The sequence below is a fragment of the Streptomyces sp. NPDC001156 genome, from assembly GCF_053598275.1.
Map to the genome: position 1 here is coordinate 107,946 of NZ_JBSFJX010000007.1, position 21,909 is coordinate 129,854.

21 protein-coding genes and 1 riboswitch are annotated in these 21,909 nt (G+C 70.9%); of the genes, 9 read left to right on the plus strand and 12 right to left on the minus strand.

Annotated elements, in window-relative coordinates; all coding sequences use genetic code 11:
• Nucleotides 1-163 precede the first annotated feature (163 nt).
• Both ACWDA7_RS06220 and ACWDA7_RS06225 read left to right on the plus strand, forming a co-directional pair.
• A complete protein-coding gene (locus ACWDA7_RS06220) occupies nucleotides 164-808 on the plus strand; it encodes an HD domain-containing protein (RefSeq protein ID WP_450603007.1) in 645 nt (214 codons plus the stop codon).
• 27 nt (nucleotides 809-835) lie between these two features.
• Nucleotides 836-1,903 (plus strand): GNAT family N-acetyltransferase, encoded by a 1,068-nt coding sequence (locus ACWDA7_RS06225; RefSeq protein ID WP_450603008.1) that lies wholly within the window; start codon nucleotides 836-838, stop codon nucleotides 1,901-1,903.
• Here ACWDA7_RS06225 and ACWDA7_RS06230 read toward each other — a convergent pair.
• Both ACWDA7_RS06230 and ACWDA7_RS06235 read right to left on the minus strand, forming a co-directional pair.
• Nucleotides 1,851-2,171, minus strand: coding sequence for a DUF4031 domain-containing protein (locus ACWDA7_RS06230; protein WP_450603009.1), 321 nt, complete (start codon nucleotides 2,169-2,171; stop codon nucleotides 1,851-1,853). The two genes, ACWDA7_RS06225 and ACWDA7_RS06230, sit on opposite strands and share 53 nt — an antisense overlap.
• Nucleotides 2,168-2,551, minus strand: a complete 384-nt coding sequence (locus ACWDA7_RS06235; protein WP_360993251.1) for a hypothetical protein — start codon at nucleotides 2,549-2,551, stop codon at nucleotides 2,168-2,170. Before ACWDA7_RS06235 ends, ACWDA7_RS06230 begins: the two co-directional genes overlap by 4 nt.
• A gap of 56 nt (nucleotides 2,552-2,607) precedes the next feature.
• Between ACWDA7_RS06235 and ACWDA7_RS06240 the strand changes: the two genes are divergently transcribed.
• Entirely contained in the window at nucleotides 2,608-3,546 is a 939-nt protein-coding gene (locus tag ACWDA7_RS06240; protein ID WP_359399836.1) for a MurR/RpiR family transcriptional regulator, read from the plus strand.
• A gap of 121 nt (nucleotides 3,547-3,667) precedes the next feature.
• Nucleotides 3,668-4,603: an N-acetylmuramic acid 6-phosphate etherase gene (murQ, locus tag ACWDA7_RS06245; protein ID WP_450603010.1), complete on the plus strand. Its 936-nt coding sequence runs from the start codon at nucleotides 3,668-3,670 to the stop codon at nucleotides 4,601-4,603.
• Nucleotides 4,604-4,719: 116 nt separating this feature from the next.
• Here the strand turns inward: murQ and ACWDA7_RS06250 are convergent, their stop codons facing one another.
• The 6 genes from ACWDA7_RS06250 to thrC form a co-directional block, all read right to left on the minus strand.
• Nucleotides 4,720-6,207 (minus strand): MFS transporter, encoded by a 1,488-nt coding sequence (locus ACWDA7_RS06250; RefSeq protein WP_450603012.1) that lies wholly within the window; start codon nucleotides 6,205-6,207, stop codon nucleotides 4,720-4,722.
• Between the two features lie 153 nt (nucleotides 6,208-6,360).
• Nucleotides 6,361-7,485, minus strand: coding sequence for an NADH:flavin oxidoreductase (locus tag ACWDA7_RS06255; RefSeq protein WP_450603013.1), 1,125 nt, complete (start codon nucleotides 7,483-7,485; stop codon nucleotides 6,361-6,363).
• A gap of 216 nt (nucleotides 7,486-7,701) precedes the next feature.
• Complete coding sequence (gene groL, locus ACWDA7_RS06260; RefSeq protein ID WP_359399848.1) at nucleotides 7,702-9,324, minus strand: chaperonin GroEL; 1,623 nt, start codon at nucleotides 9,322-9,324, stop codon at nucleotides 7,702-7,704.
• Between the two features lie 416 nt (nucleotides 9,325-9,740).
• The gene (locus ACWDA7_RS06265) at nucleotides 9,741-9,944 is read right to left on the minus strand and encodes a cold-shock protein (protein WP_009339379.1); all 204 of its coding nucleotides are present in this window, start codon (nucleotides 9,942-9,944) and stop codon (nucleotides 9,741-9,743) included.
• 449 nt (nucleotides 9,945-10,393) lie between these two features.
• Nucleotides 10,394-10,669 carry a MoaD/ThiS family protein gene (locus ACWDA7_RS06270; protein WP_359399853.1) on the minus strand — a complete coding sequence of 92 codons (276 nt, stop codon included), beginning with the start codon at nucleotides 10,667-10,669 and terminating at the stop codon, nucleotides 10,394-10,396.
• A 42-nt stretch (nucleotides 10,670-10,711) separates the two neighbouring features.
• Nucleotides 10,712-11,992, minus strand: coding sequence for a threonine synthase (gene thrC, locus ACWDA7_RS06275; protein WP_450603014.1), 1,281 nt, complete (start codon nucleotides 11,990-11,992; stop codon nucleotides 10,712-10,714).
• Between the two features lie 18 nt (nucleotides 11,993-12,010).
• Nucleotides 12,011-12,167: riboswitch (SAM riboswitch) on the minus strand.
• Between the two features lie 229 nt (nucleotides 12,168-12,396).
• Here thrC and ACWDA7_RS06280 point away from each other — a divergent pair.
• The gene (locus ACWDA7_RS06280) at nucleotides 12,397-13,341 is read left to right on the plus strand and encodes a glucosyl-3-phosphoglycerate synthase (RefSeq protein WP_450603015.1); all 945 of its coding nucleotides are present in this window, start codon (nucleotides 12,397-12,399) and stop codon (nucleotides 13,339-13,341) included.
• Nucleotides 13,342-13,426: 85 nt separating this feature from the next.
• Complete coding sequence (locus ACWDA7_RS06285; RefSeq protein ID WP_450603016.1) at nucleotides 13,427-14,857, plus strand: alpha,alpha-trehalose-phosphate synthase (UDP-forming); 1,431 nt, start codon at nucleotides 13,427-13,429, stop codon at nucleotides 14,855-14,857.
• 53 nt (nucleotides 14,858-14,910) lie between these two features.
• On the opposite strand, the gene otsB is transcribed toward ACWDA7_RS06285, so the two are convergent.
• From otsB to ACWDA7_RS06300, 3 genes are all read right to left on the minus strand, one after another.
• Complete coding sequence (gene otsB, locus ACWDA7_RS06290) at nucleotides 14,911-15,768, minus strand: trehalose-phosphatase (RefSeq protein WP_450603017.1); 858 nt, start codon at nucleotides 15,766-15,768, stop codon at nucleotides 14,911-14,913.
• An 80-nt stretch (nucleotides 15,769-15,848) separates the two neighbouring features.
• Nucleotides 15,849-16,076 (minus strand): DUF3263 domain-containing protein, encoded by a 228-nt coding sequence (locus ACWDA7_RS06295; RefSeq protein ID WP_450603018.1) that lies wholly within the window; start codon nucleotides 16,074-16,076, stop codon nucleotides 15,849-15,851.
• A 191-nt stretch (nucleotides 16,077-16,267) separates the two neighbouring features.
• A complete protein-coding gene (locus tag ACWDA7_RS06300; protein WP_450603019.1) occupies nucleotides 16,268-17,560 on the minus strand; it encodes an ABC transporter substrate-binding protein in 1,293 nt (430 codons plus the stop codon).
• Nucleotides 17,561-17,665: 105 nt separating this feature from the next.
• On the opposite strand from ACWDA7_RS06300, the gene ACWDA7_RS06305 reads away from it, so the two are divergent.
• The 3 genes from ACWDA7_RS06305 (at nucleotide 17,666) to ACWDA7_RS06315 (ending at nucleotide 20,855) form a co-directional block, all read left to right on the plus strand.
• Nucleotides 17,666-18,610, plus strand: a complete 945-nt coding sequence (locus ACWDA7_RS06305) for an ROK family protein (RefSeq protein WP_450603021.1) — start codon at nucleotides 17,666-17,668, stop codon at nucleotides 18,608-18,610.
• A complete protein-coding gene (gene nagA, locus ACWDA7_RS06310; RefSeq protein ID WP_450603022.1) occupies nucleotides 18,610-19,770 on the plus strand; it encodes an N-acetylglucosamine-6-phosphate deacetylase in 1,161 nt (386 codons plus the stop codon). Before ACWDA7_RS06305 ends, nagA begins: the two co-directional genes overlap by 1 nt.
• Nucleotides 19,771-19,925: 155 nt before the next feature.
• A complete protein-coding gene (locus tag ACWDA7_RS06315) occupies nucleotides 19,926-20,855 on the plus strand; it encodes a 1-phosphofructokinase family hexose kinase (protein WP_450603023.1) in 930 nt (309 codons plus the stop codon).
• Nucleotides 20,856-20,884: 29 nt separating this feature from the next.
• Here ACWDA7_RS06315 and ACWDA7_RS06320 read toward each other — a convergent pair whose 3' ends face one another.
• Nucleotides 20,885-21,844: a carbohydrate-binding protein gene (locus ACWDA7_RS06320; RefSeq protein ID WP_450603024.1), complete on the minus strand. Its 960-nt coding sequence runs from the start codon at nucleotides 21,842-21,844 to the stop codon at nucleotides 20,885-20,887.
• Nucleotides 21,845-21,909: the final 65 nt, after the last annotated feature.

The following is a 21,909-nucleotide window of genomic DNA, read 5'->3' on the forward strand; positions in this document are numbered from 1 at the left end:
CGGTGTTGGGGGCGAGAAGATCACGTAGCCCGGCGGTCCCTGGGGCGCGGACGGTCGCAGAAGTCGGCTGGTCTCCGCCGGCCGGCCGGTGGGCCGTCGGACGCTCACCGTTCGTGCCGGCCGGGCACAGCGGTCCGCCCCCGGAACACGGAAGAATGCCCGCATGACCGATCTCGACGCGTTGCGTTCCCGTTGGCTGCGCACTCTGCTCGCGGCGCGGAAGGGCGCCCCGGAGCCCGACCCCGCGCCCTTCGCCGACAACCTGCTACACCGCTGGTCGGAGCCGCAGCGCCGGTACCACACGGTCGAGCATCTGGCGGCGGTGCTGGACCACGTCGACGTTCTGGCGGAGTTCGCCGACGACCCGGAAGCGGTGCGTCTGGCCGCCTGGTTCCACGACGCGGTCTACCAGCCGGACCGCTCGGAGAACGAGGAGCGCTCCGCGCGCCTCGCCGAGCGCGCGCTCCCCGAGGCAGGGGTGGCGCAGACCACGACGGCCGAGGTCGCCCGTCTGGTGCGCCTCACGGTCACCCACGACCCCGCCGACGACGACCGCAACGGCCAGGTGCTGTGCGACGCCGACCTGGCGATCCTCGCCTCGCCCCCGTCCGCGTACGCCACGTATACGGCCGCCGTCCGCGAGGAGTACGGCTTCGTGCCGAACGACGCCTTCCGCGCGGGCCGTGCCACCGTCCTCCGCCAACTTCTGGAATTGCCCCAGCTGTTCAGGACCCCGTACGGGCAGGAGCGCTGGGAGGCGACAGCCCGGTACAACATCGGGTCCGAGCTGGAAATGCTGTCGCTCTGAGAACCGGCGCCGCCTACCCTGCTCGGCATGCGGAGCATGGGTGGGGAACGGGTGACGGAAGCCGTCGAGGGGGCCGTGGCCGCGTTGCGGGCCGGCGTGGACCGGGACTGGAGCAAGGTCAGGGCGGGGCGGCTCGAGTGGGACTGCCGCCGTACCGCCGAGCACATCGCGGGTGACCTCTTCGCGTACGCCGGGCAGTTGGCGGGGCGGGCGCAGGACGCGTACGTGCCCTTCGACATCGTGCTCGAGGACGACGCCGGCAACGAGGGCGCACTGCAGGTGATCGAGACCGCGGGAGTGCTGCTCGCCGCCGTCGTCTCCACCACGCCCCGCCAGGTGCGGGCCTTCCACCCCTACCCCTTCCGCAGTGCGGACCGGGAGGGGTTCGCCGCGATGGGCGTCGCCGAGGTCCTGCTGCACACGCACGACATGGCGCAGGGCCTCGGACTCGCGTACGAACCGCCCGCCGAGCTCTGCGAGGACGTGCTGACCCGGCTCTTCCCGCACGTGAGACCCGACCCCGACCACTGGCGCACCCTCCTGTGGGCCACAGGTCGCGGCGACCTGCCGGGACGCGTCCCGGTGACCGAGTGGCGCTGGAGCAACAACCCGGTGATCCCCACCGCACGAATCACTCTTCAGGGCGTCACTCCGGCGGCCGCCACCGATCTGCGTCTGGGCGGGACGGGCGGCTTCAAGTGGCTCGACGGCGGCCCCTTCGAGGGCACACGCGACGCGGCCGGCATGCTCCTCAAGGCGTACGCGGCGGGGGTGCACCGGCCGGAGTGGGGGGTGTTCGTGCTCGTGCGGACCGAGGACGGACGGGCCGTCGGGAGCATGGGCTTCCACGGTCACCCGGACGAGGAGGGCCGAGTGGAGGTCGGCTACGACCTGGTCGAGGGCGCCCGGGGGAACGGCTACGCCACCGAGGCGCTGCGCGCCCTCGCGGCCTGGGCACTGGCCGGGCGCGGCGTGCGGACCCTCCTCGCGACCGTCGACCGGGCGAACATCCCCTCGCAGGGTGTGGTCACACGGGCCGGGTTCACCCGTGTGAGTGAGGACGAGCAGACCTACGCGTACGCACTGGACGGCTGAGCCCGGGAACGCGGCCCTTGCGCCTGCGCAGCCCGGACGCGTGCAGCAGCCGCACCACGTCGCGGCTCCTGACCTCCACCGCCCCGGCCCGCACCGCGTCCGCGTACCGGTCGGACGGGAGGTCGTAGTGGTCGCGTTCGAAGGCGCGGCGCGGTAGGTCCAGCTCCTCGGCGAACGCGTGCAGTTCCTCGAACGAGACGTCGCTGATCAGGTGCGACCACATACGGCCGTGGCCCGGCCAGGTGGGAGGGTCGACATAGATCGTCACGAGGACGGCATCCCGCCCGTCGCCTGCGCGAGAGAGCCGACCGCCGCGACCTTCACGCCCGCCTGGGAGCACACCCAGTGCGGATCGGGGCCGAGTTCCGGCTCGACGTCGAGAGCGTGCGGGTCGCCGGTGCCGCAGACGGGGCACAGCGGCCAGCGCCCGTACCGCTCCAGCAGTGCGTCCTGGACGTCCTGCGCGACCAGTCCCGCCACGTACTCCGCACCGTCCGGCCACTGTTCGACCCACCATCGACGCTGTGCGACGGAGTCCTCGACGATCGAGACGACGTCCGCCTCGGCGACCTCTCCCGCGACCAGATCGGCCAGCACGAGGGCGCGAGCAGCGTGCAAGGCCTGCTCCAGGGGGCTGATGGGGTCCATGCACCTATTGTGCGCACTCTTGACCCGACGTCCGAACGGAAAATATCTTTCACTTCGTGTCCCAGGATGTGAAGGGAATTTTCCCGGGGTCCGTGGGCCCGGAGGCGCCGCCCGCCCCCGCCGCGCTCTCCGCAAAGGTGCGGACCCTCGCACCCTCGATGACGCGGTCCATGCAGCGCGTCGCCGAGGCGGTCGCCGGTGACCCGGCCGGCTGCGCGGCCCTCACGGTGACCGGGCTCGCCGAACTGACCGGGACCAGCGAGGCAACCGTCGTCCGCACGGCCCGACTCCTCGGCTATCCCGGCTACCGCGACCTGCGGCTCGCCCTCGCCGGACTCGCCGCCCATCAGCAGTCGGGCCGCGCCCCGGCCGTCACCGCCGACATCGCCGTCGACGACTCCATCGGGGACGTCGTCGCCAAGCTCGCCTACGACGAGCAGCAGACCCTCGCGGACACGGCGGCCGGAATCGACACCGTGCAGCTCGGAGCCGCGGTCGCGGCGCTCGCCACCGCTCGCCGCATCGACGTGTACGGCATCGGGGCGTCCGGGCTCGTCGCCCAGGACCTCGTCCAGAAACTGCTGCGCATAGGGCTCATAGCGCATGCGCCCAACGACCCCCATCTCGCGGTCACCAACGCCGTGCAGCTGCGCGCGAAGGACGTGGCGATCGCGATCACCCACTCCGGCTCCACCGGCGACGTGATCGAGCCGCTGCGCGTGGCCTTCGAGCACGGCGCGACGACCGTGGCGATCACCGGCCGCCCGGACGGGCCCGTGACGCAGTACGCCGACCACATCCTCACCACGTCCACGGCGCGCGAGAGCGAGCTCAGGCCGGCCGCGATGTCCTCGCGCACCAGCCAACTCCTCGTCGTGGACTGCCTGTTCGTCGGCGTGGCGCAACGGACGTACGAGACCGCGGCGCCCGCCCTGTCCGCCTCGTACGAGGCCCTGGCGCACCGTCACCGCCCACGCGGCGGAACGAAGCGGTGACGCTCCGCGGGAGGCCAGGACCGAACGAGGCAGTACGGCCGCGGGTCCCACGGCCGGTCACGCAGTTCCCGGCGCGCCAGCGAGGGCGCGACACCACACGCACCGGAAAGAGCCGTCCGTCATGACCTCCTCGTCCCGCCCCCGCGATCTCCGAGCCGAGCTGGAGACGCTGACCACCGAGGCGTTCCGGCCCGAACTGGCCGAGATCGACCAGCTGCCGACGCTGGAGATCGCGAAGATCATGAACGGCGAGGACGCGACCGTGCCGGCCGCAGTGGCCGCCCTGCTCCCGCAGATCGCCGCCGCGATCGACGACATCGCCGAGCGGATGGCCCGCGGTGGCCGCCTCGTCTACGCGGGCGCGGGCACCGCGGGACGGCTCGGCATCCTGGACGCCTCCGAGTGCCCGCCGACCTTCAACACGGACCCCTCGCAGGTGGTGGGCCTGATCGCGGGCGGCCCCGGCGCGATGGTGACCTCGGTCGAAGGCGCGGAGGACTCCCGGGAACTCGCGGCCGAAGATCTCGACGCGCTGGGGCTGACGGACCGTGACACGGTGGTCGGCGTCTCCGCCTCGGGCCGTACACCGTACGCCGTCGCGGCGGTGGAACACGCCCGGGCGCGCGGCGCACTCACGGTCGGCCTGTCCTGCAACGCGGACAGCCCCCTCGCGGCCGCCGTCGACCACGGCATCGAGATCATCGTCGGACCCGAACTGCTGACCGGCTCGACGCGTCTGAAGGCGGGCACCGCGCAGAAGCTGGTCCTCAACATGCTCTCGACGATCACGATGATCCGGCTGGGCAAGACGTACGGGAACCTGATGGTCGACGTCCGTGCCTCCAACGACAAGCTGCGGGCCCGCTCCCGCCGCATCGTGGCCCTGGCCACGGGCGCGTCGGACGAGGAGATCGAACGCGCCCTCGCCGCCACCGACGGCGAGGTCAAGAACGCGATCCTGACCATCCTGGGCGATGTGGACGGACCGTCGGCGGCCCGGCTGCTCGCGGAGAGCGGAGGACGGCTGCGCCTGGCGCTGGAGAAGGCGGGGAGCTGACCCCGGTCCGCAGCCTTCTCCAGCCGGAGAGCGGCGAGGGCCCCGCGCGGCTCGGCGCCGCAGAGGTACCCGGTACCTCATGCGCCGCCGGCCTGCGCATTCCTGCCGAAGCAGCGTCACGACGTGGCGCCGGAGACCTCACCTGCCGGTTCCTGCGCGCCTGCTCCCGTGGCGGACGAGGACCGCTCGTCGGCCGGGCCGCGGCGCGGGATGAAGGACGCCACGGCGAAGGCGATCAGTGCGGCACCGGCGCCGATGGCCAGGACGGTCTTGAAGCCGCTCTCCGCGGGCAGGGTGACGGGCCCAAGCGTGGTGGTCATGTGGGCGAGGATGACGCCGGCCACGGCGCTCGCGGTGGACGTACCGATGGACCGCATCAGGGTGTTGAGGCTGTTGGCCGCCCCGGTCTCGGACGCGGGCACGGCGCCCATGATCAGGGCGGGCATCGCACCGTAGGTGAAGCCGACACCGGCGCCGATGACACAGGAGACCAGCACGAAGTGCCAGACCTGGTCCATCAGCAGGATGTTGATTCCGTAGCCGGCGGCCACGATCAGCGAGCCGATCATCAGGGTGACCTTGGGTCCCTTGGCGCGTGAGACGGCGGCGGAGACCGGGGCCGTGGCCATCATCACCAGGCCGGAGGGTGCCATGACCAGGCCGGCCGTCAGCAGGGACTTGCCGAGGCCGTAGCCGGTGGCCGCGGGCAGCTGCAGAAGCTGGGGGATGACGAGGGACATGGCGAACATGCCGAAGCCGAGCGCCACCGAGGCCAGGTTGGTGACCAGCACCTGACGGCGGGCCGTGGTGCGCAGGTCCACCAGCGGCTGCTCGATGCGCAGTTCGAAGACGCCCCACACCACCAGGATCACGACGGCCGCGGCGAACAGGCCGAGCGTGGTGCCGCCGCTCCAGCCCCAGTCGGCGCCCTTGGAGACCGCCAGCAGAAGGCAGACCAGACCGGCCGCCATGCCGAGGGCGCCCAGCACGTCGAAGCGGCCACCGCTGCGCACCGCCGACTCCGGTACGAATACCAGGACGAGCACGGCCGCGACCGCACCGAGCACGGCCGAGGTCCAGAACAGCATGTGCCAGTCGAAGTTCTCGGCGATCACCGCGGCGGTCGGCAGACCGAGGGCGCCGCCGACCCCGAGAGAGGCGCTCATCATCGCGGTCGCCGATCCCAGCCGCTCGGCGGGCAGTTCGTCGCGCATGATGCTGATGCCGAGCGGGATGACGCCGGACGCCAGCCCTTGGAGGGCGCGTCCCACGATCACCGGCGTCAGGCCGTCGCTCAGCGCCACGGTGACCGAGCCCAGCACCAGCATGGCCAGCCCGACCAGCAGCATGCGGCGCTTGCCGTACATGTCGCCCAGCCGGCCCATCACCGGGGTGGCGACGGCGGCGGCGAGCAGGGTCGCGGTGACGGCCCAGGCCGTGTCCGACGACGAGGCGTTCAGGAGCTTGGGCAGCTCCGGGACGATGGGGATCACCAGGGTCTGCATCAGCGAGACCACGATGCCGCCGAAGGCGAGCACCACGACCAGGAGGTTCGATCCGGGTGCTGCGGATGCTCCGGCGGGCCGGGTGGGTGCGTCGGACATGGAAGGGCGCCTCCGTCGGAGTGCAGGCGTGCTTGACTCAGGCAACCTTAATCCGATTGATTGACTTAAGCAAGCTAAAAGGCGGGCCTCGGCGTTCCTCGTCCGGACGCCCGGCCACCCCGCGCCGCTCGGGCGCGGGGTGGCACGGGTCGCTCAGTGCAGGGTCTTCAGGGCTGCGGCGTCGTAGGGCTTCAGCTCGTCGAAGCGGCCCTCGAGGACCTTCCGCGCCCACTGCGGGTCCTGGAGCAGCGCGCGACCGACGGCCACCATGTCGAACTCGTCGCGCTCGAGGCGGTCCAGGAGGTCGTCGATCCCCTTGAGCGGGGCGCCCTCGCCCTGGAAGCCCTTGAGGAAGTCGCCGTCCAGGCCCACCGAGCCGACGGTGATCACCTGCTTGCCGGTCAGCTTCTTGGTCCAGCCCGCGAGGTTGAGGTCGGAACCCTCGAACTCCGGGAGCCAGTACCGGCGGGTGGAGGCGTGGAAGACGTCGACACCGGCCGCGGCCAGCGGGGTCAGGATCGCCTCCAGCTCGTCCGGGGTCTCGGCGAGCCGGGCGTCGTAGGCCTCCTGCTTCCACTGCGAGTAGCGGAAGAGGACCGGGAAGTGCGGCGAGACCGCCTCCCGCACGGCGGCCACGATCTCCGCGGCGAACTTCGTGCGGGCCACCGGGTCGCCACCGTACGTGTCGGTGCGCCGGTTGGTGCCCGACCACAGGAACTGGTCGAGCAGATAGCCGTGGGCGCCGTGCAGCTCGACGCCGTCGAAGCCGATCCGCTCCGCGGCAGCGGCACCCTCGGCGAACGCGCCGATGACATCGTCCAGGTCCTGCCGGGTCATCGCCTCGCCGGCGCCCTCGGTGCCGTCGAGGCGCAGTCCGGAGGGGCCGACGGCGGGCGCGTCCGCGAACGGCGGCTGACCCTGCCTGCGCACCATGCCGATGTGCCACAGCTGCGGCACGATCGTCCCGCCGGCCGCGTGCACCGCTTCGGCCACCTTGGCCCAGCCGGCCAGCTGCCCCTCGCCGTGGAACCGCGGGACGCGGTCGCTCTGACCGGCTGAGTCGTGGCCCACATAGGTGCCCTCGGTGACGATCAGGCCGACGCCGGCGGCCGCGCGGCGCTCGTAGTACGAGACCACGTTCTCGCCGGGGACGCCACCCGGCGAGAACTGTCGGGTCATGGGCGCCATGACGATCCGGTTCGGGACGGTCAGGCCATTCAGCGTGACGGGACGGGACAGGATCTGGGCCGCGCGGGAGGCGGAGGCGGGGGCAGTCACGTGGGGGAGCTCCTCGGCAGGGATCAGGCTGGGGGAACCAGCTGGTATGTGCACATGCATCGATAACCTTGCGTAGAAGACAACCCGTCCGGTCGGTATGGCATTCCGGCACGCAGGCGGCCCCGCGTGTGATCCCGGGCACGCCCGAGGGCGGCACCCCCTGTCTGAAGGGGGTGCCGCCCTCGGTCTGAAGGACGGTCGATCAACCGGGGTTGATCAGAAGTCCATGTCACCGCCCGGCATGCCGCCACCGGCGGGCGCGGCGGCCTTCTCCGGCTTGTCGGCGATGACGGCCTCGGTGGTGAGGAACAGCGCGGCGATGGAGGCGGCGTTCTGCAGCGCGGAACGGGTCACCTTCGCCGGGTCGATGATGCCTTCCTTGACCAGGTCGACGTACTCGCCGGTCGCGGCGTTCAGGCCGTGGCCCGGGGTCAGGTTGCGCACCTTCTCCACCACGACGCCGCCCTCGAGGCCGGCGTTGACGGCGATCTGCTTCAGCGGGGCCTCGAGCGCCAGCTTGACCGCGGCGGCACCGGTGGCCTCGTCGCCCTCGAGCTCCAGCTTCTCGAAGACCTGGGATGCCTGCAGCAGGGCAACGCCACCACCGGCGACGATGCCCTCCTCGACGGCGGCCTTCGCGTTGCGGACGGCGTCCTCGATGCGGTGCTTGCGCTCCTTGAGCTCCACCTCGGTGGCGGCACCGGCCTTGATGACGGCCACGCCGCCGGCCAGCTTCGCCAGGCGCTCCTGCAGCTTCTCACGGTCGTAGTCGGAGTCGCTGTTCTCGATCTCGGCGCGGATCTGGTTCACCCGGCCGTTGACCTGCTCCGAGGAGCCGGCGCCGTCGACGATGGTGGTCTCGTCCTTGGTGACGACGATCTTGCGGGCGCGGCCCAGGAGGTCCAGGGTCGCGTTCTCCAGCTTGAGGCCGACCTCCTCGGAGATGACCTCGCCGCCCGTGAGGATGGCGATGTCGCCGAGCATGGCCTTGCGGCGGTCACCGAAGCCCGGGGCCTTGACGGCGACGGACTTGAAGGTGCCACGGATCTTGTTGACGACCAGGGTCGACAGGGCCTCGCCCTCGACGTCCTCGGCGATGATCAGCAGCGGCTTGCCCGACTGCATGACCTTCTCCAGCAGCGGGAGCAGGTCCTTGACCGACGAGATCTTCTGGTTGGCGATCAGGATGTACGGGTCGTCGAGGACGGCCTCCATACGCTCCATGTCGGTGGCGAAGTACGCCGAGATGTAGCCCTTGTCGAAGCGCATGCCCTCGGTGAGCTCCAGCTCGAGACCGAAGGTCTGCGACTCCTCGACGGTGATGACGCCTTCCTTGCCGACCTTGTCCATGGCCTCGGCGATCAGCTCGCCGATCTGGGTGTCGGCGGCGGAGATGGAGGCCGTGGAGGCGATCTGCTCCTTGGTCTCGACGTCCTTCGCCTGCTCGAGCAGGGCGGCGGAGACGGCCTCGACGGCCTTCTCGATACCGCGCTTCAGGGCCATCGGGTTGGCACCGGCGGCCACGTTGCGCAGGCCCTCGCGGACCAGCGCCTGGGCGAGCACGGTAGCGGTGGTCGTACCGTCACCGGCGACGTCGTCCGTCTTCTTGGCGACTTCCTTGACCAGCTCGGCGCCGATCTTCTCGTACGGGTCCTCGAGCTCGATCTCCTTGGCGATGGAGACACCGTCGTTGGTGATCGTGGGGGCGCCCCACTTCTTCTCGAGGACGACGTTGCGGCCCTTCGGGCCGAGGGTCACCTTGACGGCGTCCGCGAGCTGGTTCATGCCGCGCTCGAGGCCACGCCGCGCCTCCTCGTCGAACGCGATGATCTTGGCCATGTGAAGTGGTCCCTCCAGGACTGGGGGTGATTACTTCGGACCGCGCCCGCGCCCGCGACGGACGGCCCCGGCCGGAGGTTCCTTGCCCCACCCGGTCCGTGGCCTCACCGACCCGGTCCTTCTTTTGTCACTCTCACCTTCAGAGTGCTAACGCCAATGATTAGCACTCGCCCCCTCCGAGTGCAAGGTGCGCCCGCGGAGCGGGCTCGTTAAGGGGTGGCGGGCGGGCGCGAGGTGCGCCCGCGGAGCGGGCTCGTTGAGGGGTGGCGGGTGGGCGCGAGGGGGTATTCAGGTGAACGCGGGCTGACCAGGGCGCGCCCGCGCGGCCCCCGCCCGGGGCAAACCGAGGGGCTCGTACCCCGAACCGGGATACGAGCCCCTCGACACGTCGAACAGTTCAGTCGTCGGCGCGTTCTTCAGCCGGCCAGTCGGACCATGTCCGCCTGCGGCCCCTTCTGACCCTGCGAGATCTCGAACTCGACCCGCTGGCCCTCTTCCAGGGTGCGGTAGCCGTCCATCTGAATCGCGCTGTAGTGGACGAAAACATCCGCACCACCGTCGACCGCGATGAAGCCGTACCCCTTCTCCGCGTTGAACCACTTGACGGTGCCCTGAGCCATGCCTAACTCCCCTATTACTGGCCCTTGCACAGATCCACACTTCGCGGACCCGGGTCAGACCTCACCCCCCAACGGTTGGGGGCGTGCGCCGGAACGCGTCGACCGCGGCTGAATGTATCTGTCCAACTGCCGTCTGCAACAGGTCAATCGGACGAGAATTCCGGGCAAGACCGGTCGGGAATGTACGGAGAATTCATCCGAATTCAGGGCAAGTCGGGCCCTGCAAAAGGAGCGAATGGCTCAAAAACCCTGCCTACTTTGGCTACTTCTTATCGGCCTACGGCAGGAACTCAGAGCACCCGGCGAGGAAACCGGGAGCGGGTTCCCCAACTGTACCGTGCTCAACCATGCAGAATTGCCCCCTCCGCTTGTCTCACGGAGAGGGCAATTCGATGAACTCTCGGTGACCTGAGTTACCGAGGGTAATGATCGGGCGGGCCGAGTGACCGTCAGCCGCCCGCCACCGCCGGGATGATGGAGACGCCGGCGCCGTCGGGCGTCACGGTTTCGAGACCCTGCTCGAAGCGGACGTCGTCGTCGTTGACGTACACGTTGACGAAGCGGCGCAGCTTGCCCTGATCGTCCAGGACGCGGGCGGCGATGCCGGTGTGGTTCTTCTCCAGGTCGGCGATGACCTCCGCCAGGTTCCCGCCCTCGGCGGGAACCTCGGCCTGGCCGCCGGTGTAGGGGCGCAGGATGGTCGGGATGCGGACAGTGACGCTCATGGGGTGTGACCTCCGGTGGGGTACGGCCGGCGGGACGGGTGCTCAGACGAGCCCGGCCGCACGGAAGGAGTCCAGGTTCGGGCGGATCGTGGCGGTGAGCCCGGTGCCGGCCACCGCGTCCAGCGTCTTGAGACCGTCGCCGGTGTTGAGGACGACCGTCGTCTTCGCCGGATCGAGGACACCGCTCTCGATGAGCTTGCGCGTGACACCGACGGTCACGCCACCGGCCGTCTCGGCGAAGATGCCCTCCGTACGGGCGAGCAGCTTGATGGCATCGACGATCTGATCGTCCGTCACATCCTCCACCGCACCGCCCGTGCGGCGCGCGATGTCGAGGACGTACGGGCCGTCGGCCGGGTTGCCGATCGCCAGCGACTTGGCGATCGTCTTCGGCTTCTGCGGCCGTACGACGTCCTGGCCCGCCTTGAAGGCGACCGACACCGGGGAGCAGCCCTCGGCCTGCGCCCCGAAGATCTTGTAGGGCGTGTCCTCCACGAGCCCCAGCTTGATCAGTTCCTGTAGCCCCTTGTCGATCTTCGTCAGCTGCGAGCCGGAAGCGATCGGAACCACGATCTGGTCGGGCAGCCGCCAGCCGAGCTGCTCGGCGATCTCGTACGCCAGGGTCTTGGACCCCTCCGCGTAGTACGGACGGAGGTTGACGTTGACGAAGCCCCAGCCCTCGCCGGCCGGGTCGCCGATCAGCTCGGAGCAGAAGCGGTTCACGTCGTCGTAGTTGCCCTCGATGCCGACGAGCTGACCGCCGTAGACCGCGGCCATGACGATCTTGCCCTGCTCCAGGTCGTGCGGGATGAAGACGCAGGAGCGAAAGCCGGCCCGTGCCGCCGCGGCACCGACCGCGCCCGCGAGGTTGCCGGTGGAGGAGCAAGAGAGGGTGGTGAAGCCGAAGACGCGCGCGGCCTCCAGCGCCTGGGCGACCACGCGGTCCTTGAAGGAGTGCGTGGGGTTGCCCGAGTCGTCCTTCACGTACAGCCCGCCGGTCACGCCCAGCTCACGCGCCAGGTTGTCCGCCTTGACGAGCTTGGTCCAGCCCGGGTTGAGGTTCGGCTTGCCGGCGACGTCCGCCGGGACCGGCAGCAGCGGCGCATAACGCCAGATGTTGGCGGGGCCGGCCTCGATGCGCTTACGCAGTTCCTCGGTGTCGTAGCCCGAGAAGTCGTACGCGATCTCCAGCGGGCCGAAACACTCCTCGCAGGCGAAGACCGGGCCGAGGGGCACCCGGTGGCCGCACTCACGACACGAGAGAGCCGCGGCGGGACCGAGATTCACGGAGTCGGTGGTGCTTGCAACTGTCTGCACAGCCATGTCAGGCGAGGCCCTTTCTCCTCATCTTCCTCACGACGCATCTCGCCGTGAGACGGATTTGGCACCTTCCCTAGCCGGGAGCCTCGCGAAGACGATCAGGAGCGATCTACGAGAACCGACTGGAGGGTTGCCGGGGCTTCATCGGGCCGTGTCCCTCTGCCCCTCTGGATGAGCGGTATGCGGTTGTTTCACCGTGGTGAGCGACGGCGACCCCCGACATGCGATGGTCACCGGCGTTGTTCAAGACTGTAACCGAAGGCCAGGACAGTTGAGAGAGTCGTCCGAACCGCGAGATGGACGGATCACCACCCGCACCCCATGGGAGTCCCACTCGGGGATCTCTTCCGATCTCTTCCGATCTCTTCTGCCGACCACCGCCGTACGAACGTGAGGAGCCGCAGACTGTGCTGGAAGAAGTCGAGCGCTGGCTGAGCACCCGCTCCTGGTCCCTCGCCGATCGCCCGCTCCACCAGACCCTGGCCGCGAAACGCTCGTCCGGTTCAACGGTCAGTGTGGTGCTGCCCGCGCTCAACGAGGAGGAGACGGTCGGCGACATCGTCGCCGCCATCCGCCACGACCTCATGCAGAAGGTCCCGCTCGTCGACGAGATCGTCGTCGTCGACTCGGGCTCAACCGACCGCACCTCCGAGGTCGCCGCGGCAGCCGGCGCGAAGGTGGTCCACCGCGACGCGATCCTGCCGCGGATCCCGGCCGTGCCCGGCAAGGGCGAGGTGCTGTGGCGGTCCCTGCTCGTCACCCGTGGCGACATCGTCTGCTTCATCGACGCGGACCTGAGGGAGTTCTCCTCGGAGTTCGTCTCCGGAATCGTGGGCCCACTGCTCACCGACCCCGGCGTGGACCTGGTGAAGGCGATGTACGACCGGCCGCTCGGCGCCACGGCCGGCCAGGGCGGACGTGTCACGGAGATGATGGCGCGCCCGCTGCTCAACATGCACTGGCCCCAGCTGGCCGGATTCGTACAGCCGCTCGGCGGCGAGTACGCGGCCCGCCGTTCCCTGCTGGAACGGCTGCCGTTCCCGGTCGGGTACGGGGTGGAGCTCGGCATGCTGGTCGACGCCCTGCACCTGGTGGGCCTGGACGCCCTCGCCCAGGTCGACGTGGGGGTGCGCAAGCACCGCCACCAGGACGGACAGGCGCTCGGCCGCATGGCCGCCGCGATCTACCGCACCGCACAGCTCCGGCTGGCCCGCGGCCATCTGATCCGCCCGTCCCTCACCCAGTTCGAACGGGTGGCGGGTGGGTTCGAGCCACGGACGTACTCGGTGGACACCGAGGAGCGCCCGCCGATGGAACAGATCGCCGAGTACATGGAACGAAAGGCGGCCTGAATGGCTCCGGAACCCGTTGTATACGGCTCCACATACGGCTGAATGGAACGTTTGAGCGTTTAGGCTCCGGGCTAGGTTTCGTGGCATGGCTTCCCCGCACACGGCTTCCGTACTTGTCGCCTCCAACCGCGGCCCGGTCTCGTACGCGCTGGACGAGAGGGGGGAGCTCACCGCCAAGCGGGGCGGTGGCGGACTGGTCTCCGGACTGTCGGCGATCGGCCCGGACACGGACGCCGTCTGGATCTGCTCCGCCCTGAACGACGCCGACCGTGAGGCCGTCCGGCGCACGGGCGGTGCGCTCGATCCGGCCGACACCGGCGGGCAGCGCGTACGGATGCTCGACATCGACGCGCAGGTGCACGCCGACGCGTACAACGGCATCGCGAACTCGGTGCTGTGGTTCGTGCACCACATGCTGTATCAGACGCCGCTCGAGCCGGTCTTCGACACGACGTTCCGGCGCCAGTGGAAGGCCTACGAGGAGTACAACCGCGCGTTCGCCGAGGCGCTCGCCCAGGAGGCGGGCCAGGGCGCGGCGGTCCTGATCCAGGACTACCACCTCACCCTGGCCCCCCTGATGCTCCGCGGTCTGCGCCCGGACCTGCGGATCGGTCACTTCTCGCACACTCCGTGGGCGCCGCCGGAGTACTTCCGGATGCTGCCCGACGACATCGCGGCGCAGGTGCTCGGCGGGATCCTGGGCGCCGACCGGGCGGCGTTCCTGACGCAGCGCTGGGCGGACGCGTTCACCGAGTGCTGCCACGCGGTCCTCGGCCCCGGCATCGCCTCGGGCACGCGCATCGGTGTGCACGGACTGGGCGCTGACGCCGACTTCCTGCGGTGGCGGGCGCACCAGCCGGACGTGAACGAGCGGATGGCGGCGCTGCGGCAGCAGATCGGCGCGGCCCCCGACGGCAGGCCCCGGAAGACGATCGTGCGGGTGGACCGCACCGAGCTGTCGAAGAACATCGTGCGCGGGCTGCTGGCGTACGAGGAGTTGCTGGAATCCCGTCCCGAATGGCGCGAACGGGTCGTCCACATCGCCTTCGCGTACCCCTCCCGCCAGGACCTGGCCGTCTACCGGGACTACACCGCGGAGGTGGAGCGGGTGGCGACGGAGATCAACTCGCGGTACGGCACCGCGGACTGGACTCCGGTCGAGCTGCATGTGAAGGACGACTTCGCGCGCTCGCTGGCCGCGTACCGGCTGGCGGACGTGGCCCTGGTGAACCCGATCCGGGACGGTATGAACCTGGTCGCCAAGGAGGTCCCTGTGGTCTCCGACGAGGGCTGCGCACTGGTGCTGTCCCGGGAGGCAGGGGCGTTCGAGGAACTGGCCGAGGACGCGGTGCCGGTGAACCCGTACGACATCGGGGGCATGGCGGCGGCCCTGCACCATGCACTGTCCATGGGACCGGGTGAGCGCGCGGAGCGCACGAAGCGGTTGGCCGCGCAGGCCACGGCGCTGCCTCCGGCCCGGTGGTTCCTGGAACAGCTGGCCGCGCTGGAGGGTTGAGCGGTCCGCTCCGGGCCGCGGGCCGCTCGTGCCGGCGGCCCACCCCCTCGCCCCTATCGGGGCGGTTCGGCGAGCCGCTGTGCCAACGACCTCAGCAGCCGCACCACTCCTCCGGGGCCGTCGACCACCAGATCCGCGCGTTCGGCCAGTTCGGTGACCTCCTCGCTGCCGCTGCAGACGAGGAGGCCGGGCACGCCGTCCGAGCGGAGCTTTTCGACGGCCGCGAAGGCGGACAGGTCACCGAGGTCGTCGCCGGCGTACATGACCGCTCCCGCGCCGATCTCGCGCAGGTACTCCAGCAGGGCCACCCCCTTGTCCATGCCCGGCGGGCGCAGCTCCAGGACCATGCGGCCCGGCTCGACGATCAGCCCGTGCCGGGTGGCGAGGTCGGTGAGAGGTTCGCGCAGGGCCTCGAAAGCGGCTTGCGGATCCTCGGCGCGGCGGGTGTGCACGGCGACGGCGCGCCCCTTCTCCTCGATCCACGTCCCCCTCCAGGCTCCGATCCGGTCGAGGACGCCGGGGAGTTCGGCGCGGACGGCGGCGACACCGGGATGCGGGGCGGGGGCGTCGACGGTGCCGGTGCGGGCGTCCCAGCGTTCGGCGCCGTAATGGCCGAGGACCACGAGGTGTTCGAGTCCGGGAACGTCCGCGAAGCCGCCGTGGCGGACGGCGACGCCGGCCGGACGGCCGGTGACGACCGCGACGGAGGCGACCTTGGGGGCGAGGGCCGCGAGGGCCGGCACCGCGTCGGGGTGGGCGCGGGCCTGATCGGGGTCGGGGACGATCGGGGCGAGCGTCCCGTCGAAGTCGAAGGCGAGAACGGCCCGCTCGGGCCGGGCGAGGATGGCGTCGAGACCGTCGCGCCCCGCCGGAGTGGCGGGCGTCGGCAAGGAGTCCGTGTGGCTGCCCATGACACGACCCTATCCGCGCGAGGGCGGGCTCACGCATGGCTCGGGGACGCGCGGGCGGCGCGCCCCGCCGCGCGGCGCGCTCAGCGCTCGGCGCGGCGGGACTCGCGGACGCGGCGGAGCCGGTTGACGGTGACCGGGGCGTGCGCCAGGGCTCTCGGATCGTCGAGGAGGGCGTTGAGCAGCTGGTAGTACCGGACCGGGGCGAGACCGAGCTGCTCGCGTATGGCACGCTCCTTGGCCCCCGGGCCGGAGAAACCGCGTCCCTCCAGAGCGAGGATGGCCTTCTCGCGGGGGGTGAGGTCGTCCATGGAGGAACCGTAGCCGCAGGGTCCGACAGCCGGCCCGTCGCGGACCCCCCAACCCCTCGGCCGAAGCCGAGGGGGAGATCGAGGGGCGAGAGCGAGGACAGGCCGGTCGGGCCGCCCGGGGCACGGGGGCGAGGCCCCCTGGGACTGATCCCTGAGCCGACCGACACCTTTCCCGCCTGCCCCGCCTGAGGCTAGCCCGCGGAGCTGTTGTCGGCCGTCACCGCCGACCGCTGCAGCCCGCCCAGGATCGCCGCCGGGCTGCCGCCGGGGCCGACCGCCCTGCCTATCTGCTGCTTGATGTCCGCGCTGACGCCCGCCCAGGACGTCTTGCCGGCGGGATACAGCTCCGAGGTCGGCAGTTCCTCGAGGAAGGGCGACAGATCCGCGTCCTTGGGCGACGCCGCCATCGTCTCCTGCGCCGAGCTCGTGACCGGCAGCAGGTCGTACTCCCGCGAGAGGGCCAGCACGTTCTTCTCGTCGTACACGTAGTCGAGGAACGCGCGGATCTGGTCCTGGTGGCCGCCCTGCCTGAACGCCGTCATCCAGTCCGCCACGCCCATCGTGGACTTCGCCCGGCCGTCGGCCCCCGGCATCGGCACCATGCCGAACCGCACGCCCTTCGCCCGCGCCGTCTTCATCAGTGAGGGATGCCCATTCAGCATGCCGACCTCGCCCCGGGTGAAGGCGGCGAAGGCGTCGGCGCGGTTCAGCTTCCCCGGCGCGACGGGACCCGTCAGGCCCTTGTCCACCAGCTCGTCCTTGAGCCAGTCGAAGGTGGCCACGTTCTGGGCGGAGTCGAGGTCGTAGGAACCGAAGCCGTCCAGGTATCCGTCGCCGCCGCTGAGCAGCCACTGCATCGTCTCCGCCTGCGCCTCCTCCGGGCCCAGCGGCAGCGCATACGGGAACTTCACCCCTTTGGCCTTCAGCGCCCGCGCGTCCGCCGCCAGTTCGCTCCAGCTCGTCGGAGGGGTGATTCCCGCCTCGGAGAACAGCGTCTTGTTGTAGAAGAGGAGCCGTGTCGACGCCGCGAACGGCATGCCGTACTGAACGCGGTTCACCTTGCCGGCGTCGCTCAGTTCGGAGGCGAAGTCAGCCTGGACGGGGATCGAGAGCACCTCGTCGGCCCGGTACAGCTTCCCCGCCGCCCCGTAGTCCGCGTACGCCCCGATCTGCGCCATGTCCGGCGCATGGCCCGCGGCGACCATCTCCTTGACCTTGCGGTCCACCTCGTTCCAGGAGTAGACGCCGACCTCGACCTTGATCCCCGGGTGCTCCGCCTCGAAGTCGTGGACCAGCTTGTCCCAGTACTTCTTGGAGCTGTTCGCCGGTGAGTTCCCGTAGTCCGCGGCCACCAGCCGCAGCGTCACGTCAGCGGAGCCGGCCGGGCCTCCGCAGGCCGCCAGAGTCCCCGTCGCTCCCAGAGCGGACACCGCCGCGATCAGACCCTGCTGCCATGTCGTCCTACGCGTCCTGCGCCGCTGCACTTTTCTAGACCAACCCTGTTGTCTTGCTATTTGGACTATCGACATCAGGTCTACACCACGTGAGTGGACTAGACCTCTTGCGGGTGCAGGCGCCACACTGTTTCCGTGAGACATGTCATCGCCCTCGACGTGGGCGGCACCGGGATGAAGGCCGCCCTGGTCGGGGCCGGGGGCGAGCTGCTGCACCAGGCGCGCAGGGCCACCGGCCGCGAGCGCGGGCCCGAAGCGGTGGTGGAGTCGATCCTCGGCTTCGCCGCCGAGCTGCGCGCACACGGCGAGCGGCACTTCGGCGAGCCGGCCGCCGCCGCAGGCGTGGCCGTCCCCGGCATCGTCGACGCCGACCGCGGCATCGCCGCCTACTCGGCCAACCTCGGCTGGCGCGATGTACCCCTGCGTGACCTGCTCAGCCACCGCCTGGCCGGGGCGCCCGTCGCCCTCGGGCACGACGTGCGCACCGGAGGGCTCGCCGAGGGCCGGATCGGCGCGGGCAGGGGAGCGGACCGCTTTCTGTTCGTGCCCCTCGGCACCGGCATCGCGGGCGCCATCGGGATCGGCGGCCGGGTGGAGGCCGGCGCCCACGGCTTCGCGGGCGAGATCGGCCATGTCGTCGTACGGCCCGGCGGGACCCCGTGTCCGTGCGGACAGCACGGCTGTCTGGAGCGCTACGCGTCCGCCGCGGCGGTGAGCGCGGCATGGGCCGAGGCCTCCGGGAACCCGGAGGCGGACGCCTCGGACTGCGCGAAGGCCGTGGCGTCCGGTGAGCCGAACGCCGTCCGGGTCTGGCAGGAGGCGGTGGACGCACTCGCCGACGGCCTGGTCACCGCCCTCACCCTGCTGGACCCGCGCACGCTCATCATCGGTGGCGGGCTCGCCGAGGCAGGGGAAACGTTGTTCACACCGCTGCGGGACGCCGTCCGGCGGCGGCTCACCTTCCAGAAAGCGCCGTCGATCGTCCCCGCGGCCCTGGGAGACACCGCCGGATGCCTGGGCGCGGGACTCCTCGCCTGGGATCTCCTCGAATCCACCGACCGTTCGGAGGTAACCACCTGATGGCCGCTAGCAAGGTTCTCGCCGGTGCCCGGGTGGTGCTGCCCACCGGGATCGTCGACGACGGCCGCGTCGTCGTGGAGGGTACACGGATCGTCGACGCCGGTGCTCCAGGGCCGGAGGCCGCCGGAAGTGCGCAGGTGACCGACGTACGGGGCCACTGGCTGGTGCCCGGATTCGTCGACATCCACAACCACGGCGGCGGCGGTGCGTCCTTCTCGGGTACGGCCGAGGACGCCCTGGCGGCCATCCGCACCCACCGGTCGCACGGCACCACGACTCTCGTCGCCTCGACTGTCACGAACGACATGGGCTTCCTGACCAAGCAGGCCGGGTTGCTGTCGGAACTGGCCGAGCAGGGCGACATCGCCGGCATCCACTTCGAGGGACCGTTCATCTCCCCCTGCCGCAAGGGCGCACACTCCGAGGAGCTGCTGCGCGACCCCGATCCGGCGGAGGTCCGCAAGCTGATCGACGCGTCCCGCGGCCACGCGAAAATGGTCACCCTCGCCACCGAGCTGCCCGGCGGCATCGAGTCGGTGCGGCTGCTGGCCGAGCACGGCGTGATCGCCGCGATCGGGCACACGGACGCGACGTACGAGCAGACGGTGCAGGCCATCGACGCGGGTGCCACGGTCGCCACCCACCTCTTCAACGCGATGCCGCCACTCGGCCACCGCACCCCGGGCCCCATCGCGGCACTCCTGGAGGACGAGCGGATCACGGTCGAGCTGATCGACGACGGCACGCATCTGCACCCGGCCTCGCTCCAACTGGCGTTCCATCACGCCGGCGCGGGGCGGGTCGCGTTCATCACGGACGCGATGGACGCGGCCGGTGGCGGCGACGGGCGGTACATGCTCGGCCCGCTCGAGGTGGAGGTGGCCGACGGCGTGGCGCGTCTGGTGGAGGGCGGCTCGATCGCGGGCTCGACGCTCACCCTGGACCGCGCGTTCCGGCGGGCGGTCACCGTCGACCGGCTGCCGGTGCAGGACGTCGTCGCGGCCATTTCGGTCAACCCGGCGAAGCTGCTGGGCGTCTACGACCGCGTGGGCTCCCTGGAGCCCGGCAAGGACGCCGACCTGGTGCTGCTGGACGCGGACTTCGCCCTCAAGGGCGTGATGCGTCGTGGCGAGTGGGTGGTCGATCCCCAACTGGGGTGATTCATTCGCTTGTTGACGCAAGGCGGTCGGTCCGGGGGACTGGGCCGACCGCCGCTGATTTGGCATGATCGAGCCTCCGCACACGCCAGACGGCAAGCGCCATCCGGAACCCCTGGACCACGCAGCGCACCGTCACCTTCGAGGGAGGTCCCCAGGTGATCCTGACGGTCACGCTGAACACCGCTCTCGACATCACCTATCGCGTGCGCGCGCTGAGGCCGCGCGGCTCGCACCGGGTGACCGAGGTCGCCGAACGCCCTGGCGGCAAGGGGCTGAACGTGGCCCGGGTGCTCGCCGCACTCGGCCACGAGGTGACCGCCACGGGCTTCGCGGGCGGCGCGACGGGACGTTCCGTCCGTGACGGGCTCGGCCGCACGCCGGGCGTGGTGGACGCGCTCGTCCCGGTCGAAGGCGCGACCCGGCGCACGATCGCGGTCGTCGACCGGACGACCGGCGACACCACCCAGTTCAACGAGCCGGGCCCGGTGATAACCCCCGCCGAGTGGGCCGCGTTCCTGAAGACGTACGGGGATCTGGTGCCCTCGGCCACGGCGGTGGCCCTGTGCGGCAGCCTGCCGCCGGGCGTGCCGGTGGGTGCGTACGCCCAACTGGTGCGCACCGCACGCGCGGCGGGGGTGCCTGTGCTGCTGGACACGAGCGGTGAGCCGTTGCGCCGCGGCGTCGCCGCGCGCCCGGACGTGGTCAAGCCGAACGCCGAGGAACTGGCCGAACTCACCGGCTCCCACGAGCCGTCGCAGGCCACCCGGGACGCCCGTCGGCGCGGGGCCCACACGGTGGTCGCCTCGCTGGGCGCGGAGGGTCTGCTCGCCGTGAACGCGGAGGGCCGCTGGCGTGCCGCCCCGCCGCGCCGGTTCCAGGGCAACCCGACGGGTGCCGGCGACTCGGCGGTCGCGGGCCTGCTGTCGGGTCTGGTGGAACGCCTGTCGTGGCCCACCCGCCTGGCCCGGGCGGTGGCCCTGTCCGCGGCGACCGTACTGGCGCCGACGGCGGGCGAGTTCGACCGGCGGATCTATGAGGAGTTGCTGGAGCAGATCACTGTCACCGGGGAGGCGACGGCGGCCTGACGGCCCCGGCACACGGCCCCTCGCGGCGTCTAGCCGTTGAGGCCCGTCAGGTAGAACTGGTCCAGGTAGGCGTTGCACTGGTTCCCGTTGACGCAGCCCAGCTCGATGGTGTTCGTGCCCTTGTTCAGGTTGACCTGGGCCCAGGTGGTCTGCCAGCCCTTCTCCCAGTCGCCCGCGGGCTGCCCGCTGAAGTTCTTCATGTTCAGCGGCTGGGTGTTGGGCGTGCCGTTGACCGTGAGCGTCCCGTTGGCGTCCACACCGGGGATGTCGTACCGGACGTACAACCGGTAGCCGCCCTTCTCAGGCGCGTCGACACTCCAGGTGACCTTGGCCCCGACCTGGTTGAAGCCGGTCACGTAGATGCCGCCGTCGGACTTGGCGCCCTTCACGTCGGAGGCGAGTGCCGTACCGCCTTCCAGCCGCAGCGCCTTCGCGTCGACCTTCGGCAGGTCACCGGCGGTCGCGGAGGCGGACGCCGACGCGCTCGAGGAGGCGCTGTGCGAGGCCGCCGGGCTGTTCGACGGGCCGCCCGCCGCGTTCTTGTCGTCGTCCGAGTTGCCGCCGATCATGGCGACCGAGATGCCGATCACCACCGCGGCGACCACCGCGATCGCACCGATCAGCAGGCCCTTGGTGTTCGGGCCCCGGCCCCGTCCGCCGCCTCCCCCGCCGACCGGGGTCTGACGGGTCGTGGGCGCGGCCCCCGGCACGGTCTCGGGCGCGGCGTAGTGCGCGTTCGGCTGGCCGTAGGCGGTCTGGCCGTACGTCTGCTGCTGCTGCTGCGGGACCTGGCCGTAGGCGGCCGTCGCGGGCTGCGGCTGCGGCTGGCCGTACTGGCGCTGCCCGACCGCACGCACTCTGTTGACGGAGCCCGGGTAGCCGTAACCGCCTGTGGGCGGCTGTGCGCCGTTGGCCTGACCGTCGGCGTAGAGATAGCCGAACGGATCCTCGTCCTCGGGCGTGCTCGCGCCGTTGTTGCCGGCCGTCATCCCTAGGTCTCCTCAGCAGGTGCGGGTCCAGATGCATACGGGGCTGAATGGCGAGCCTACCCGTT